Consider the following 16,576-nt stretch of genomic DNA (forward strand, 5'->3'; position numbering starts at 1 on the left):
GAGCTCACCCCCTCCTTCACTGAAAGAACGCCATGCGAATCTATGTTGCCGGTCATCGCGGGATGGTGGGCCAGACGCTCACGAGGCGCCTGCGCGAGCTGGGCCACGACGTCGTCACGCGCAGCCACGCCGAGCTCGACCTGCTCGACCAGGCGGCCGTTGCGCGCTTCTTCGCGAGCGAGCCCGTCGACCAGGTCTACGTGGCGGCGGCGAAGGTCGGCGGCATCCACGCCAACATGACCTACCCCGCGCAGTTCATCTACGAGAACCTGCTGATCGCGGCGAACCTCACGCACCAGGCCTTTCTGGCCAACATCAAGCGGCTGCTGTTCCTCGGCTCGAGCTGCATCTACCCGCGGCTGGCCGACCAGCCGATCCGCGAAGACGCCCTGCTCACCGGCAAGCTCGAGCCCACCAACGAGCCCTACGCGATCGCCAAGATCGCGGGCATCAAGCTCTGCGAGAGCTACAACCGGCAGTACGGCGCCACGCACGGCGTCGACTTCCGCAGCGTGATGCCGAGCAACCTCTACGGCCCCGGCGACAACTACCACCTGGAGAACAGCCACGTGGTGCCCGCGCTGATCCAGCGCTTTCACCTGGCCAAGATCAGCCGCACGCCGAGCGTGCTGATCTGGGGCAGCGGCCGGGCGCGGCGCGAGTTCCTGTACGTGGACGACATGGTCGAGGGCTGCCTGGACGTGATGAACCTGTCGCGCGCCGCCTACGACCAGCACACCGACCCGATGCGCGGCCACATCAATCTCGGAACGGGCGAGGACGTCTCGATCGCCGAGCTGGTGGAGCACATCCGTGAGGTCGTGGGCTACGAGGGCAGCATCCGCTACGACCTGGCACAGCCCGACGGCGCCCCGCGCAAGCTGCTGGACGTGTCGCGCGCGGCCAGCTTCGGGTGGCGCGCGACGGTGCCGCTGGCCGAAGGCCTGCGCCGCACCTATGCGGACTACCAGGCGATCCCCCGGACCGCCGCCGAGGCCGCGCACGCCTGAAGAACCGGACCCTGCCATGAGAACCCTCGTCTTCTGGTCCGGCATCGTCTGCGCCGCGCTGTGCGGGCTCATCGATCCCGTCTGGGGTTACGGGGTCGTGTGCGTGCTGGCGCTGGTGCAGTTGTCGATGCTGGGCGCCGCCGGCGGCAGCGTGTTCCTGCTGCTTCACTACACGGTGGTTCTCGTCTACTTCTCGCTGGCCCCGGCGATGCAGATTGCGGCCGATGTCGACTTCTGGGAGGTCGGCATCGTCGGGCCGGCCGCGCACACGCAGGCACTGATGCTCGTGCTGCTGTACATGGCCGGGGTGGAAGCCGCTCGGCTGGGCCTGCCCGCGCCGACGGCCGCGCCCTGGCCGGCGCAGCGCGCGCGCGCCGCCGGCGTCGCCCACCCCTTCCTGCTGCTGGGCTGCCTGGAGGTGGCGTTCGCCGCGCTCTTCCTTCATACCGACATGAACTTCGTGGCGCGCGGCACGCTGGGGGGAGAAGAGAGCACGCCGGTCCAGTACATCGTCTATTCCACGATGCCCAAGCTCGTGGTGCTGATGTGCTTCGTGGTGCTCGCGATCCACGCCCTGCGCCAGCGCACGCTGCGGGCCTGGTGCGCCGCGGGCCTTGCCTTCGCGCTGGCCGCCTTCGCCGCGAACCCGGTCAACACGGCGCGGCAGGTGATCCTGATCGGGCTGCTGCCGCTGCTCATCCATGCCCTGGGGCGCAGCCACCGGTGGACGCTCGCCGGCGTGATCTTCGGCGCCATTGCCGGCCTGGGCCCGGTGCTGAACCTGATCTCGCGGGACGCCATGTGGGGGGCGGAGCTGGCGACCTACCCCTTCAGCCTGGACTTCGATGCGATGTTCGTCGTCGCGGGCATCCTGGAGCGTGCGCCTTCCCCCGATCTCGGCTACGGGCGCTACCTGCTCTCGGCCTTTTCCTTCGTCCTGCCGCGCGAGCTGAAGATGTTCCCGGAGTTCGACCCGCTCGGCTGGCCGGCCGTGCTGGGCAACTTCTCGCAGAGCAACCTGTCGCTGCCGCCCTTCACCACCGCGTACTTCGACTTCGGCCTGGCGGGCCCGGTGCTGCTGGGCTTCGCGGTCTCGGCGGGCTTTCGCTTCGTCGACAAGGCCATCGACCCGCAGCGCACGCTGACGACCGGCTACCTCTGCGCACTGGTGCTGCTGGCCGCCTACGTGCCCTTTTTGCGCGGGCCGATCCTCGGCTGGGGACCGTTCGCCGTCTCGGGGCTGGTCGCGGCCGTCGTCGCCGGCAGCCTCGCGTCGGGGTTCCGCAGACCGGCAGCCCGCCCCACACCACCGACAGGCCCGGCACGCGCCGGCCTGCCGACGGCATGAGAACGCACGCAAACGGGAGCGACCATGGCCACCTATCTCTTCTACGACACCATCCGGCTCAACGCGTCGGCGGGCGGGGTGCTGAACGTGTCCGAGGTGCTGCTGCAGAGCATGCGCGGCGCACCGGAGCACCACGTGCAGCCGATCAGCGAGCGCCATCCGCGCCTCTACGCGGCGGCACGGCGGCTGAAGATCAGCCGCTTCATCCTCGACACGCTGCTCTACAACGTCCACCTGGCGCTCGGGTGGCTGCGCGGGGAGCGGGTGTACTCGCTGTTCCCGAACTACTTCCTGCCTTTCTCGCTGCTGGCGCCCTTCGGCCGCCATCGGGATTCGATCGTGGTGGTGCACGACGTGCAGTACAAGTCGTACCCGCAGTACTTCACGCTGCTCAAGCGCCTGTGGCTCGACTGGAACCTGCACCGCCTCGCGCGCAGCGCCGCCGACGTGGTCTTCATCAGCCGCAGCAGCCAGCAGGATTTCGAGCGGCACTTCACGCGCTGCGCGCACGCCGCGGTGATCTTCAATCCCGTGGATGCGGGCGCCGTCGCCCATAGCGCCGGCAGCCTGATCGCGCCCGGCGGGCGCTACCTGATCGCCGCGTACCACTACTACCCGCACAAGAACTTCGAGGGCATCCTGAAGCTCTTCGTGCGCATGAAGCGCCAGGGCCTGGTCGACTACCTGGACATCACGGGCAACGGCGCGCGCGAGGTCGAACGCATGGTCTCGGCCATGGCGCCCGCGTTCCGCGCCTGCGTGCGCCATCGGGGGCTGGTGTCGCGGGGAGAACTCCTGCGTCTGTACCAGGGAGCGACCGCCTTCATCTCGCTGTCCACCTTCGAGGGCTTCAACCTGTCGGCCGCGGAGGCGGCCACGCTGGGCGTGCCGCTGCTGCTCTCGGACCTGCCGGTGCACCGGGAGCTCTTCGCGGGCTACGCGTTCTTCATCGGCAACGAATTCGGCGGCCTCGGCGGCATCGAGCGCTACCTGGCCCACCACGAGCGCGCACGCCCCACCTGGTCGCTCTCGCGGGCCTGCACGCCGGGCGCGGTGGCCGCGAGCTACTTCACGTTGAAGCGCAACGCCGCTTCGCTGGCGCAGGCCACGTCATGACGAACCGCGCCCTGCCCCTTCTTCGCGCGCTTGCAGTGCTGGCGCTCGGGCTGGTCGCGTGGGCGGGGCTGGCCGTCGCGACGCGGCCGGCTCCGCCGGATGCGCCCCACGCGCAGGGCACGCAGGGCTTCGGCGTGATGGTGCATTACCTGCCCGACAAGCAGTCCATCGCCGGCATCGGACGCTTCGACGTCGAGGCCTTCGCCGCCGCGCTCGCCGAGATGCGCGCCCACCACCTCATCCTGACGCTCGGCCAGAACAACGGCCAGTTCATCGCGCCGAATGCCGCGCTCGAAGCGCTGTGCCCGCGCAGCGCCGCGCACCGTTCGCCGCGCGACCTGCCGCTGGAGATCGGCCGCGCGCTGCGGCGCCACGGCATCGCGCTGATCCTCTACCTGCCGTTCCGCGCGCCGCAAGGCGACCCCTACCTGATGGACTGCCTGGGCGACGTGTCCGAACAGCTGCCGCCGCCGCCGCGCTTCATCACCGCCTGGTCGGCCGTGGTCGAGAGCTGGTCGCAGCACTACGGCGCGCTGGCCACGGGCTGGTGGTTCGACGGTGTCTACAACACGACGGGCATGGCGCCGCTCGGCTGGAACAGGCTCTGCGCGGCCGCACGCAGCGGTGCCCCGACCCGATGGCTGGCCTTCAATGCCGGCGAGGGGGCGGCGCGCTTCGCCCTCAAGAGCGCGCCGTGCCAGAACCTCATGGCGGGCGAGTACCTGCAGCCCACCGCGCGCCTGGCCTCGCCGCCCTCCGAACTCCGGCTGCATGTGCTGACGCCGCTGGGCGCTTCGTGGGCCCAGCCGAGCGCGCCGCGTTTCTCGGCGGCGCAGCTGCGCGGCTGGATCGGCGACGCCAACGCCCGGGGCGGAATGCTCACGCTCGACATGCCGCTGGACGCCGACTTCCGCTTTATTCCCGCCCACGTCGCGCTGGTACGCAGCGCGACCGCGCCGCGGCCCTGACACGTATCGCGAAAACCCCGCCGACCATGGACCAAGCTCTCCCCTTCATCGTTGTGGAAGACCGCCAGAACAAGGCCCTGCGCCTGTGCTGCGAATCCGCGGCCATGGCGGCGGAGCACCTGGTCGTTCTGTCGGACACCGACGCCGGGCCGGCGTACGAACGCTTCTGCCAGGCCTACGTTCACCTGTCGAGCAACACGCCGGCGTTCGAGAAGATCTGCTTCCGGCGCTACTTTCTGCTGGCCAACCATCTGGCGGCGCACCCCGACTGCCGCGCCTTCGTGCTGATCGACAGCGACGTGCTGCTGTTTCGCGGCGTCGGCGCGCACATTGCGCGCCTGGTGGGCACCGCCGACTTTTCCGGCTCCGGCATCCTGCCCACGGACGGCTGGAACCCCTGCCAGATCTCGCCGCACGTGAGCTACTGGACAGCGGGCGGCCTGCGCGACTTCGTCGCCTGCCTCATGCAGATGTACAGCACGCCCGCGGGCCTGCACCAGCTGCGCGACATTGCCGAGCGCTTCGCGGCCCGCAGCGTGCGCGGCGGGGTGTCCGACATGACGCTGCTGTACCTGTGGGCGCAGGCCACGGGCAACACCGTGCCGATCAACCGCATGCTCGACGGCCAGGTGATCGACCACAACGTCAACGGCGGCACCAACCACTTCGTGCGCGAGTTCCGCGTGCGTGGCGGCGCCAAGCGCCTGGCCTTCGTCGACGGCCAGCCCTGCCTGCAGACGCCGGCGGGCGAAACGGTGCGCGTGCTCGCGCTGCACTTCCAGGGCGCCGCCAAGATGGCGATGCAGCCCGCGCTGCGTCGCCGGGTGTACACGGTCGCGGTGCTGACCTGGGCCCTGCAGATGGCGCGCAGGGCGAAGAACCGCGCGCACCGCGTCGCCTCGCGCGCGCGGCGCATGGCCGACAGCCTGGGCTTGGCGCACGCGCCGGCGGCGAAGCACCCCGCGGACGGGAGCACGCCATGAAGCCGGCCGCAGGCACCTCGTTCGCGCTGCCCGGCGTGCGCCTTGCGCAGCGCTTCGGCCTGGGAGCGCTTGCGTCGCGGCTGTACGTGTACCTTTCGGGTTTCCTGGCGATCTTTCTCATCGCGGCCCAGGTGGCGCCTGCGCGCTTCGGCGAGTACTCCATCTACCAGTCGGTGCTGGAAGTAGCGCTGGTCGTGGGCACGCTGGGAAGCGCGCTGCTGTTCTCGCGCAATGCCGCGAGCGTGCCGCCCCGGGTGACCCGCGGCGACCTGGTGCGCACGCTGGCGATCGGGCTTCCGCTGGCCGCGCTGCTCGCAGCCGGCGTCGTGGGTGCACAGCGCCTGCCGGTGGCCGGCGCGCCCTTCGTGCTGATCGTGTTGTCGCTCGCGGTCTTCGCCTTCAACAGCCTGCGCCTGTCGTTCAGCCGGGGCCTGGGCCATGCGGGCCTGCTCAACCTGGAGTCGGGCGTGCGCGCGACCGTTCTGGTGCTGGGCGTGGCGGCGCTCGCGGTGCTCGGTCTGGAGATCGGCGTGGCGCACCTGCTCGCCATCAACCTGCTGGCCTTGCTGCTCGTGGGCGCGGCCATCGTGCTGCCGGCGAACGGCGCATCGCCGCCGGCCGGGCCGCCCGTGCTGGCGCTCGCGTCGCAGGCCAGCGCCACGGTGTATGCGCTGCTGACATTCCTGCTGCGCAAGTCGGACCTGCTGCTCGTGGCGCTCTTCATGCCGCTGGGCTACGTGGGCGCGTTCAAGCTGGCCTTTCTTCTTGCGGAGGCGCCTTCGCAGTTCGTGCAGGCCTTTCTCGTCACGAAGACGCCGGCGATGCTGGACGCCAACGCAGCCAACCTCACGACCGAAAAGCTGCGGCTGGCGCGGCATTCGTTCCTGCTCGGCTGCGTGCTCTTCGTGGGGCTGGCAGGCCTGCTGGCGGTGGCCGCGCCGCTGCTGAAGCTCGGCCCCGAGGCGCGCGACATCTTCGTGTGCATTGCGCCGTACTTCCTGCTGAGGACCTACACGGTCCATCACGAAATGATGCTCTCGCTCAACGCCACGATGGGCTCGCTCGGATGGTGGACGCTGCTGGAGTTCGCACTGCGCATGGCCTCGTACGGCGTCGTGATCTCGCTCTTTCCGGACAAGCCGCACTACGTCTTCTTCATTGCCTTCGTCTCCGACTTCCTGCTGTACGAGCTGCGCATGCGCGCGCTGTTCGGCTTCTTTCCGATCGTGCGCCTGCTGCGCCCGGTCACTGAGAGGTCGCCGTGAAGATCCTGCTGTACTCGATGAACTTCGCGCCCGAGCTGGCCGGCATCGGCAAGTACTCCGGCGAGATGGCCGACTGGCTCCAGGCCAAGGGCCACGATGTGCGCGTGATCGCGGCGCCGCCTTTCTTTCCGCACTGGGCGGTGTTCGAGGGACATTCGGCCTGGGCCTATCGCAAGACCGAACACAACAGCCTCACGGTCTGGCGCGCGCCCACCTGGGTGCCCGCGCAGCCGCGTGCGCTGGCGCGCGTGGCGCACCTGGTCTCATTCATGCTGTCGAGCCTGCCGCTGCTGCTGGCGCAGGCGCGCTGGAAGCCCGACCTCGTGTTCGTCGTGGAACCGCCGCTGTTCTGCGCGCCTGCAGTGCTGTGCTTCGCGAAGATGCTCGGCATCCGGTCGTGGCTGCACATCCAGGACCATGAAGTCGATGCGGCATTCAGCCTGGGCCACCTGCGCGGTGCGGTCGTGCGGCGCCTCGCGCAGTCGATCGAGCGATGGCTGCTGACGCGGTTCGACCGCGTGTCGACCATCTCCGCAGCCATGATGGAGAAGGCCAGAAGCAAGGGCGTCGACGAAGGCCGGCTGGTGTTCTTTCCGAACTGGGTGGACATCTCGGCCATCCATCCTGTGCCCGTTGCGGACGGCGGGTACCGGGCCGAACTGGGCATTGCGCCCGAGGCCGTGGTCGTGCTCTATGCGGGCAGCCTGGGCACCAAGCAGGGCATCGAGCTGCTGGCCGAAGCGGCAGGCCTGCTCGCCGGCCGGCCGAACATCCACTTCGTCATCTGCGGCAACGGCCCCAGCCGCGGCCCGCTGATGTCGGCCTGTGCCGGCCTGGACCGCGTGCACTTTCTGGACCTGCAGCCCGCCGAGCGGCTCAACGAGTTGCTGGGCATGGCCGACATCCACGTGCTGCCCCAGCGCGCCGATGCCGCGGACCTCGTGATGCCCTCGAAGCTGGCCGGCATGTTCGCGAGCGGCAAAGCCGTGATCGCCACCGCGCACCCCGGCACCGAACTCGGCAACGCGGTGGCGGGCCGCGGCCTCGTGGTGCCACCGGGCGATGCGGCCGTGCTGGCCGACGCCATCGCGCAGCTCGCGGTGTCGCCGGTCCTGCGCGAAACGCTCGGTGCGGCGGGCCGTGCGTTCGCGCAGGCGGAGCTCGACCAGGACGCGATCCTGTCGCGCTTCGAGCAAGCGCTGGTTCGCTGCGTGGCAGACCGAGGCACGACAACGCCGTCCCCCTTGCGCGAGTCCCAACCATGACCCATTCAAAGATTCTCGTGACGGGTGGCGCGGGCTTCGTCGGAAGCCACGCCTGCGTGGCGTTGATCGCGGCCGGCTTCCTGCCGGTGGTGCTGGACACGCTGGTCAACAGCGACCCGCGTTCGCTGGAGCGCGTGGGACGCATCTGCGGCGTGCAGCCGCAGCTCGTGCGCGGCGACGTGCGCGACGCGGCGGTGCTCGACCGCGTGTTCGCCGAGCACGGGGTCGACGCGGTGCTGCATCTCGCGGGGCTGAAGGCGGTCAGCCGCTCGGTGAGCGACCCGCTCGGCTACTACGACGTCAACGTGGCGGGCAGCCTCGCACTGGCGCGTGCCATGGCGCGCGCCGGCGTGCGCACGCTGATCTTCTCGTCTTCGGCCACGGTCTACGGCGACATCGCGCGCTCGCCGATACGGGAGAGCGCGTCGTACGCGGCCGTCAATCCCTACGGGCGCTCCAAGGTGATGGTGGAGCGCATGCTCGCGGACCTCTCGCGCTCCGATCCCCGCTGGGGCATCGCGTGCCTGCGCTTCTTCAACCCCATCGGCGCGCACGAGAGCGGCCTGCTGGGCGAACACCCCCAGGGGCCGCCCGACAACCTCGTGCCGTACGTCTCGCAGGTCGCGGTGGGCGAGCGCGGGCACGTCGTCGTGCACGGCAACGACTACGAGACGCACGACGGCACGGGGGTGCGCGACTACGTGCATGTGATGGACGTGGCCGAGGGCCATGTGGCGGCCCTGCGGTACGCGGCGCTGCATCGGGGCCTGCTCACGGTGAACCTGGGCACGGGCCAGGGCGCGTCGGTGCTCGACGTGATTGCGGCGTTCGAACGCGCGTGCGGACACCGCATCGCGGTGCACATCGGGGCGCGCCGTCCCGGCGATGCCGCGGCCTACTGGGCGGACGTGCAGCATGCCCAGGACCGGCTCGGCTGGCGCGCGCAGCGAAGCCTGGACCAGATGTGCGCCGACAGCTGGCGGTGGCAGCTGGCGAACCCACGCGGCTTCGACGGGCCGGTGCCGGACTTCCCGGTCCGCACCGCCGATGGCACTGCGCCGGCGTCCCTTCCTCACCCACTCCAACCGGGGCAAGACCATGGCTGATCACACGCTCGTTTCTTCTGGCGACCCCGCCTCCGCCGTGATGCCGCCGCGCCACCAGGGCACCGCCACCCCCGTGTGCGCGCCCGCCGCCAGGCTGTGGCCCGACTTCCTGACGGGCCAGGAAAAATCGCCGGTGCGCGTGCTGCTCATCGACGACGACGAGTACATGCGCCGTGTGATCGCCCAGGAGCTGCTGTCGGACCTGCGCATCCAGCTCGAAGGCCAGGCGGACAGCATCCGCGAGGGACGCAAGCTGCTGGCCACGCACGCGTTCGACGTGCTGATGGTCGACCTGCGCCTGAGCGACGGCATGGGCTTCGAGCTGATCGCCGAGGCGCGCCGTCAGCATGGCAACGGCGAGATCATCGTCATCTCCGCGCTCGAGGACGATGCGCACGTGCTGCGCGCCTTCGAGCTGGGCGCCACGGGCTATCTGCTGAAGAACGCCTGGCTGCAGAGCTTTGCCGATGCGGTGCTGCACGTGGTGAACGGCGGCGCCGTCATCACGCCGCGGCTGGCGCGGCGCCTGCTGCACCGACTGAACCACCAGCCCCGCGAGCAGCAGCAACAGCAGCCCTTCGGCGGCGCGTCGCCGCCGCACGGGGCCACGCTGACGCCGCGCGAGAGCCAGGTCCTTCGCCACGTCGCGTCGGGCTGCGTCTCCGCGGAGATCGGCGCCAGGCTCGGCATCACCGGCCAGACGGTCAACGTGCACATCAAGAGCATCTACAAGAAGCTGCACGTGCATTCGCGCGCCCAGGCCGTGAACTTCGCCGTTCACACCGGCCTCATCTGAACCGGGCGACACGCCTTCGAAGCGATCCGATCCATCACCCCCTGCACAAAGGCTGGTCCCCATGAACACCCCCACCATCCATCCCGTGGTCCTGTGCGGCGGCAGCGGCACGCGGCTGTGGCCGCTGTCGCGCAAGGCGTTTCCCAAGCAGTTCGCGCCGCTCGTGGGCACCAAGAGCCTGCTGCACCTCACGCTCGAACGGCTCGCGACGCTGAACCGGACGATCACCTGCGTGGCGTCGGAAGAGCACCGGTTCCTGGTGCGCGAAGCGATCGAGAACGCGCACACGCTGGGCCGCCAGATCCTCGAGCCCGTGCCCCGCAACACGGCCGCCGCCATGGCCGCGGCGGCCCTGCTGGCCGACCCCGACGACCTGCTGCTCTTTGCGCCCGCGGACCACCACATTCCCGACGTGGCGCTGTTCGAGGCCACGATGCGCAGCGGCGTGGAAGCGGCCCTGGCCGGCCGGATCGTCACCTTCGGCGTGGCGCCCAGTTTTCCGAGCACCGCCTACGGGTACATCGAGGCGGCCGGGGCCACGGGCCATGGCGCCAGCCACGCCGTGGCGCGCTTCGTCGAAAAGCCGACGGCGGCGGTGGCCGCAACGCTGATCCTGCAGGGCAACTACTGCTGGAACGCGGGCATCTTCCTGGTCCAGGCCCGCACGCTGGTCGAGGCACTGCGCACGCATGCGCCCGACATCCTCGCCACCTGCGAACGCGCGACCGCCGCAGTATCGGTCGATGGCAGCTTCGTGCGCCTGGACCCCGAAGCCTTCGAAGGCTGCCGCAGCGAGAGCATCGACTACGCGGTGCTCGAGAAGCACGCCGACGTCGCGGTGGTGCGCTTCGAGGGCGCCTGGAGCGACGTGGGCAGCTGGAACGCGGTGGCCCAACTGCACCCGGCCGACGAGGCGGGCAACCGCGTGAGCGGCGCGGGAAGCGTGCTGAACTCGCGCAACACCTTTGTCCACGCGCCGCATCGGCCGGTGGTGGCGCTCGGCACCGAGGACCTGATCATCGTGGACACGCCGGACGCGGTGCTGGTCGCAGGTGCGGACTGCGCCGAACAGGTGGCCGAGGTGGTGCGCATGCTGGCACGCGAAGGCACGGTCGAAGCCACCGAGCATCGCCGCGTGGTGCGGCCCTGGGGCGCCTACGACAGCATCGACACGGGCGAGCGCTTCCAGGTGAAGCACCTGACCGTCAAGCCCGGCGGCAAGCTGTCGCTGCAGATGCACCACCACCGCGCCGAGCACTGGATCGTCGTCAAGGGCACTGCCAAGGCCACGCGCGGCGGCGAAGTGCTGCTGGTGCGGGAGAACGAGTCGATCTACCTGCCCTCGGGCACCATCCACCGGCTCGAAAACCCCGGCAAGACCCTGCTGGAAGTGATCGAGGTGCAGACCGGCAGCTACCTCGGCGAAGACGACATCGTTCGTTTCGACGATACCTACGGCCGCTGTCCCGCGGCCGAGAAGCGCGACGCGCTCGCGATGCCATCTGCTGTACCGCTTGCGGTCGAACGCGGCGTCGATGCGCCGGCCTGAGCCGTCCCTCATCTCATCTCACCTCACCTGACTGAAGCCATGAAAAAACGTGCTGTCGTCACTGGCATAACCGGACAAGACGGGGCGTACCTGGCCGAGCTGCTGCTGGGCAAGGGCTACACCGTCTACGGGACCTTTCGCCGAACCAGTTCGGTGAACTTCTGGCGCATCGAGTCGCTCGGCATCCAGGACCATCCGGAGCTTCATCTGGTGGAGTACGACCTGACGGACCTGGGCAGTTCGCTCACGCTCCTCAGGGACGCGGAGCCCGACGAGATCTACAACCTGGCGGCGCAGAGCTTCGTGGGCGCGAGCTTCAACCAGCCCGAAGCCACCACGAACATCAACGGCCTGGGCACCCTTCACCTGCTCGAAGCGATTCGCCTGACGAACCGCAAGATCAAGTACTACCAGGCATCGACCTCGGAGATGTTCGGCAAGGTCCAGGCCGTTCCGCAGAAGGAAGACACGCCCTTCTACCCGCGCAGCCCGTACGGCGTCTCCAAGCTCTTCGCCCACTGGATGACGATGAACTACCGCGAGAGCTACGGCATCTTCGGTTGCTGCGGCATCCTCTTCAATCACGAGAGCCCGTTGCGCGGCCGCGAATTCGTGACGCGCAAGATCACCGACGCGGCGGCGAAGATCAGGCTCGGCAAGCTCGACGTGCTCACGCTGGGCAACCTGGACGCCAAGCGCGACTGGGGCTATGCGAAGGAGTACGTCGACGGCATGTGGCGCATGCTGCAGGCCGACAAACCCGACAACTATGTGCTGGCCACCCAGCGCGCGGAAACCGTGCGGGAGTTCGTCGACATGGCGTTCAGGGCCGCGGACTGCGAGCTGCAGTTCGAAGGGGTGGGACAGGAAGAAGTCGCCATCGACCGCAAGACCGGCAAGGTCCTCGTGAAGATCGATCCCAAGTTCTATCGCCCGGCGGAAGTGGAACTGCTCATCGGCGATGCGTCGCATGCCAGGAAGACGTTGGGCTGGGAGCCCCGCACGACGCTGGAGGAACTGTGCACGATGATGGTGGAGGCCGACCTGCGGCGCAACCGCGAAGGCCACTCCTTCTGAGCGCACCGGAGTGCGCTGGCCGCGCGGCGGGCCCGTTCAGAATGGCACTGCGATTGCACAGGACAAACGAAAACGGCACCCGAAGGTGCCGTTTGTCGTAGGTCTGATTGGTGGGCGGTGGAGGTTTCGAACCTCCGACCCCAGCAGTGTGAATGCTGTGCTCTACCCCTGAGCTAACCGCCCTGAGACACTGCTTTTGAGTTCAGTGTCTTGAACACGTTTCGCGCTGTGCGAAGCCTCAGATTATGCCACAGCTTTTCAAGCGTTTTGGCGGAACACCGTTTTTCCACCGCTGGATTTGTCGAGTTGCGACAACACCGCCTCGTGCGCGGCGAGTTCATGCTCGGCCGCCGCGATCACCGGCAGCTCGAACTGGCTCAGGTCGACCGCCACGACCGTCATGCCTTGGGCAGGCTCGTTCGAGGCCACATCGATCAGCAGCGCATCCTGCCCGCGCGTGAGATTGATGTACACGTCGGCAAGCAGCTGCGCGTCGAGCTTGGCGCCGTGGAAGGTGCGGTTCGAGCGGTCGACACCGAAGCGGTCGCACAAGGCGTCGAGCGAGTTGCGCTTGCCAGGGTAGACCAGCTTGGCCATGGCCAGCGTGTCGGTCACTTCGCTCACGAAGGTCCTGAGCGGCGGCAGGCCGGCGCGCTCGAATTCCTTGTTGAGAAAGCCGACGTCGAAGGCCGCGTTGTGGATGATCAGCTCGGCATCGCGCAGGTACTCGACGATGTCCTTGGCCAGCGTGGCGAACTTCGGCTTGTCGCGCAGGAAGTCGGTGGTCAGGCCGTGGACCTTGAGCGCGTCTTCGTGGCTCTCGCGCTCCGGGTTGAAGTAGATGTGCAGGTCGTTGCCGGTGAGCTTGCGCGCGAACAGCTCCACGCAGCCCAGCTCGATGACGCGGTCGCCGTTCTCTGCAGACAGGCCCGTGGTTTCCGTATCAAGAACGATCTGACGTGACATCAGTGGTTTTCCTTGGCGTGGTTGATCGTGTACTTGGGAATCTCGATCGTCACATTGTCCTGCGCCAGGATGGTCTGGCAGCTCAGGCGCGACTGCGGCTCGAGGCCCCAGGCACGGTCGAGCAGGTCTTCTTCGCCTTCTTCGGCTTCGTTCAACGAGTCGAGGCCCGCGCGCACGATCACGTGGCAGGTGGTGCAGGCGCAGCTCATCTCGCAGGCGTGCTCGATGTTGATGTCGTTGTCGAGCAGGGCCTCGCAGATCGAGGTGCCGGCGGGCGCGGTGATCTCGGCGCCTTGCGGGCAGTACTCGGGATGCGGGTAGATCTTGATCGTGGGCATGAAATTGTTCTGTCTACAGGGATTCGACCTTGCGGCCTGCGAGCGCGCGCGCAATGCCCGCGTTCATGCGCTGGGCGGCGAAGGCTTCGGTGTCGTTGGCCAGCGCCTTGGTGGCGGCTTCGATGGCCGCGGCTTCGTTGCTGCTCTTGGCTGTTTCGCGCAGCCGCGCCATCGAGGCGTCGATGACAGCGCGTTCTTCGCTGCTCAGCAGGTCGCCGTCGGCATCGAGCGCACTCTGCGTGGCCAGCAGCATGCGATCGGCATCGACGCGCGACTCGACCAGCGCGCGGGCCTGCATGTCCTGCTGGGCGGTGGAGAAGCTCTCCTGCAGCATGGTCGCGATCTGGTCGTCCGACAGGCCGTACGAGGGCTTGACCGCCACGCTGGCCTCGACACCGCTGCCCTGCTCCTTGGCGCTCACGCTCAGCAGGCCGTCGGCGTCGACGGTGAACGTGACGCGGATGCGTGCTGCGCCGGCCGCCATCGGCGGAATGCCGCGCAGCGTGAAGCGTGCGAGGCTGCGGCAGTCGGACACGAGGTCGCGCTCGCCCTGCACCACGTGCAGCGCCAGCGCCGTCTGGCCGTCCTGGTAGGTCGTGAAGTCCTGCGCCATCGCGGTCGGGATGGTCTGGTTGCGCGGCACGATGCGCTCGACCAGGCCGCCCATCGTCTCGATGCCGAGCGACAGCGGGATCACGTCGAGCAGCAGCAGCTCACCCGCGCCGTTGTTGCCGGCCAACTGGTTGGCCTGGATCGCGGCGCCGAGCGCCACGACCTCGTCAGGGTTCAGGTTGATCAGCGGCTCGCGACCGAAATGCTCGGCCACGGCGCTGCGGATCTGCGGCATGCGCGTGGAGCCGCCGACGAGCACGATGCCCTGCAGGTCTTCGGGCTTGAGCTTCGCATCGCGCAGGGCCTTGCGCACGGCGGCGAGTGTGCGGTCGGTGAGTGCCCGCGTGGCAGCAAAGAATTGCGCGCGGGTCAGCGTGAACTCGACATTGCCGCCTGTGAGCGCGGCGCTGAAGAGGACAGACTCGGCGTCGGTCAGTGCTTCTTTCGCGGCGCGCGCGGCCACGAGCAGTGCCGCGCGGTCGTTGTCGTTGCCAGCTTGTCGATCGGTCTGCGCGAGCACGAAGTCGGCGATGGCGTGGTCGTAGTCGTCGCCGCCGAGGGCCGAGTCGCCACCTGTCGCGATCACCTCGAACACGCCTTGCGTGAGCCGAAGAATCGAGATGTCGAAGGTGCCACCACCGAGGTCATAGACCGCGTAGACGCCTTCGCTCGCGTTATCGAGGCCGTAGGCAATGGCTGCGGCGGTCGGCTCGCTGATCAGGCGCAGCACGTTCAAGCCCGCGAGTTGCGCCGCATCCTTGGTCGCCTGGCGCTGGCCTTCGTCGAAGTACGCCGGCACGGTGATGACCGCGCCGTAGAGCTCGTCGTCGAAGGTGTCTTCGGCGCGGTAGCGCAGCGTGGCCAGGATCTCGGCGCTGATCTCGACGGGCGACTTCTCGCCGGCCGAGGTCTGCACCTTGACCATGCCGCCGTCGTCACCGCCGATGCGGTACGACATGGCCTCGCGGTTCGCGATGTCGGCCAGGCCGCGGCCCATGAGCCGCTTGACCGACGTAATGGTGTTGGCGGGGTCCTGTGCGCGCGCGGCCACGGCATCGAAGCCGATCTGGCGGCGGTCGCCGTCGAGGTAGCGCACGGCCGAGGGCAGCAGCACGCGGCCCTGGTCGTCGGGCAGGCATTCGGCCACGCCGTTGCGCACCGAGGCCACCAGCGAATGCGTGGTGCCCAGGTCGATGCCCACGGCGATGCGGCGCTGGTGCGGGTCGGGCGCCTGGCCGGGTTCGGAAATCTGAAGAAGAGCCATAAGGGCTTATTGTCCCAACTGATCGAATTTTTTTTCGACGTCCTCGCCGAAGCGCTCAATGAACATGAGGGCTCTCACTTGCTGAACGGCACCGGGGTAGTCGCCCTTCTCGTCGATCAGCCAGTCGAGCGACGAGAGTGCGCGGGCGCGGGTGCTTTCGACGTCCGCTTGCAGCACCTCGACGGCGGCGATGTCGCAGGCGTCGTCGAGCGCTTCGCGCCATTCCATCTGCTGCATGAGAAAGGCACCCGGCATCGCTGTGTTGTTCTCCGCATTCAGCGGTGCGCCGTTGAGTTCGCAGAGATAGCTCGCGCGACGGATCGGGTCCTTGAGCCGCTGGTAGGCCTCATTGATGCGCACCGACCACTGCATGGCCACGCGCTGCGCCGCGGCGCCTTGCGCGGCAAAGCGGTCCGGATGCACCTCGCGCTGCAGTTCCTTCCAGCGCGCGTCGAGCACGGCGCGGTCCTGCGCGAAAGTTGCCGGGACGGCGAACAATTGGAAGTCGGTGTCGTTGAGGTTCATGGCAATAAAAAGCCGCCAGCACATGACATGGTGGCGGCTGTGGTCGCAGTCAGCGACGACGCATCAGATGCGAAAACTTTCGCCGCAGCCGCAACGGTCGCGTTCGTTCGGATTGATGAACTTGAAGCCCTCGTTCAGGCCTTCGCGCACGAAGTCGAGCTGCGTGCCGTCGATGTAGGCCAGGCTCTTCGGGTCGACCAGCACCTTCACGCCGTGGTCTTCGAACACCACGTCTTCAGGCGTGAACTCGTCGACGTACTCGAGCTTGTAGGCCAGGCCCGAGCAGCCGGTGGTCTTCACGCCCAGCCGCACGCCCACGCCCTTGCCCCGTTTGCCGAGGTAGCGGGTGACGTGGCGCGCAGCGGCTTCGGTCAGCGTGACGGCCATC

Annotated in this window: 16 protein-coding genes and 1 tRNA gene; 11 read left to right on the top strand and 6 right to left on the bottom strand. The window is 68.4% G+C overall.

Going from position 1 to position 16,576, the window contains the following annotated elements:
- Nucleotides 1–32 precede the first annotated feature (32 nt).
- The 11 genes from RZE79_RS18810 (at nt 33) to gmd (ending at nt 12,483) form a co-directional block, all read left to right on the top strand.
- The gene (locus RZE79_RS18810) at nt 33–1,010 is read left to right on the top strand and encodes a GDP-L-fucose synthase (protein ID WP_319355892.1); all 978 of its coding nucleotides are present in this window, start codon (nt 33–35) and stop codon (nt 1,008–1,010) included.
- A 16-nt stretch (nt 1,011–1,026) separates the two neighbouring features.
- Entirely contained in the window at nt 1,027–2,358 is a 1,332-nt protein-coding gene (locus tag RZE79_RS18815) for a hypothetical protein (RefSeq protein WP_319355893.1), read from the top strand.
- A 24-nt stretch (nt 2,359–2,382) separates the two neighbouring features.
- A complete protein-coding gene (locus tag RZE79_RS18820) occupies nt 2,383–3,474 on the top strand; it encodes a glycosyltransferase (RefSeq protein ID WP_319355895.1) in 1,092 nt (363 codons plus the stop codon).
- A complete protein-coding gene (locus RZE79_RS18825; protein WP_319355896.1) occupies nt 3,471–4,442 on the top strand; it encodes a hypothetical protein in 972 nt (323 codons plus the stop codon). The genes RZE79_RS18820 and RZE79_RS18825 overlap by 4 nt, the downstream gene beginning before the upstream one ends.
- Before the next feature lie 26 nt (nt 4,443–4,468).
- Nucleotides 4,469–5,425, top strand: coding sequence for a hypothetical protein (locus RZE79_RS18830; protein ID WP_319355898.1), 957 nt, complete (start codon nt 4,469–4,471; stop codon nt 5,423–5,425).
- Nucleotides 5,422–6,690, top strand: coding sequence for a polysaccharide biosynthesis protein (locus RZE79_RS18835; RefSeq protein ID WP_319355899.1), 1,269 nt, complete (start codon nt 5,422–5,424; stop codon nt 6,688–6,690). Before RZE79_RS18830 ends, RZE79_RS18835 begins: the two co-directional genes overlap by 4 nt.
- Nucleotides 6,687–7,955 carry a glycosyltransferase WbuB gene (locus tag RZE79_RS18840; protein WP_319355901.1) on the top strand — a complete coding sequence of 423 codons (1,269 nt, stop codon included), beginning with the start codon at nt 6,687–6,689 and terminating at the stop codon, nt 7,953–7,955. The genes RZE79_RS18835 and RZE79_RS18840 overlap by 4 nt, the downstream gene beginning before the upstream one ends.
- Nucleotides 7,952–9,061, top strand: coding sequence for a UDP-glucose 4-epimerase GalE (gene galE / locus RZE79_RS18845; RefSeq protein ID WP_153283856.1), 1,110 nt, complete (start codon nt 7,952–7,954; stop codon nt 9,059–9,061). The genes RZE79_RS18840 and galE overlap by 4 nt, the downstream gene beginning before the upstream one ends.
- Complete coding sequence (locus RZE79_RS18850; RefSeq protein ID WP_373696490.1) at nt 9,054–9,857, top strand: LuxR C-terminal-related transcriptional regulator; 804 nt, start codon at nt 9,054–9,056, stop codon at nt 9,855–9,857. The genes galE and RZE79_RS18850 overlap by 8 nt, the downstream gene beginning before the upstream one ends.
- A 61-nt stretch (nt 9,858–9,918) precedes the next feature.
- Nucleotides 9,919–11,406, top strand: a complete 1,488-nt coding sequence (locus RZE79_RS18855; RefSeq protein WP_319355904.1) for a mannose-1-phosphate guanylyltransferase/mannose-6-phosphate isomerase — start codon at nt 9,919–9,921, stop codon at nt 11,404–11,406.
- Nucleotides 11,407–11,445: 39 nt separating this feature from the next.
- Complete coding sequence (gene gmd / locus RZE79_RS18860; protein ID WP_319355905.1) at nt 11,446–12,483, top strand: GDP-mannose 4,6-dehydratase; 1,038 nt, start codon at nt 11,446–11,448, stop codon at nt 12,481–12,483.
- Between the two features lie 108 nt (nt 12,484–12,591).
- Here the strand turns inward: gmd and RZE79_RS18865 are convergent.
- The 6 genes from RZE79_RS18865 to iscA form a co-directional block, all read right to left on the bottom strand.
- Nucleotides 12,592–12,666, bottom strand: a tRNA-Val gene (locus tag RZE79_RS18865).
- A 75-nt stretch (nt 12,667–12,741) separates the two neighbouring features.
- Entirely contained in the window at nt 12,742–13,449 is a 708-nt protein-coding gene (gene dnaQ, locus RZE79_RS18870) for a DNA polymerase III subunit epsilon (protein WP_319355907.1), read from the bottom strand.
- The gene (gene fdx, locus RZE79_RS18875; protein WP_056580060.1) at nt 13,449–13,787 is read right to left on the bottom strand and encodes an ISC system 2Fe-2S type ferredoxin; all 339 of its coding nucleotides are present in this window, start codon (nt 13,785–13,787) and stop codon (nt 13,449–13,451) included. The genes dnaQ and fdx overlap by 1 nt, the downstream gene beginning before the upstream one ends.
- Nucleotides 13,788–13,800: 13 nt before the next feature.
- Nucleotides 13,801–15,663 (bottom strand): Fe-S protein assembly chaperone HscA, encoded by a 1,863-nt coding sequence (hscA, locus tag RZE79_RS18880; protein ID WP_319355908.1) that lies wholly within the window; start codon nt 15,661–15,663, stop codon nt 13,801–13,803.
- A gap of 6 nt (nt 15,664–15,669) precedes the next feature.
- Nucleotides 15,670–16,188 (bottom strand): Fe-S protein assembly co-chaperone HscB, encoded by a 519-nt coding sequence (gene hscB / locus RZE79_RS18885; RefSeq protein WP_153283851.1) that lies wholly within the window; start codon nt 16,186–16,188, stop codon nt 15,670–15,672.
- A 63-nt stretch (nt 16,189–16,251) separates the two neighbouring features.
- Nucleotides 16,252–16,575: an iron-sulfur cluster assembly protein IscA gene (gene iscA, locus RZE79_RS18890; protein WP_007828190.1), complete on the bottom strand. Its 324-nt coding sequence runs from the start codon at nt 16,573–16,575 to the stop codon at nt 16,252–16,254.
- Nucleotide 16,576: the final 1 nt, after the last annotated feature.

This window comes from Variovorax sp. EBFNA2, assembly GCF_033802765.1.
Classification (GTDB): Bacteria; Pseudomonadota; Gammaproteobacteria; order Burkholderiales; family Burkholderiaceae_C; genus Variovorax; species Variovorax paradoxus_H.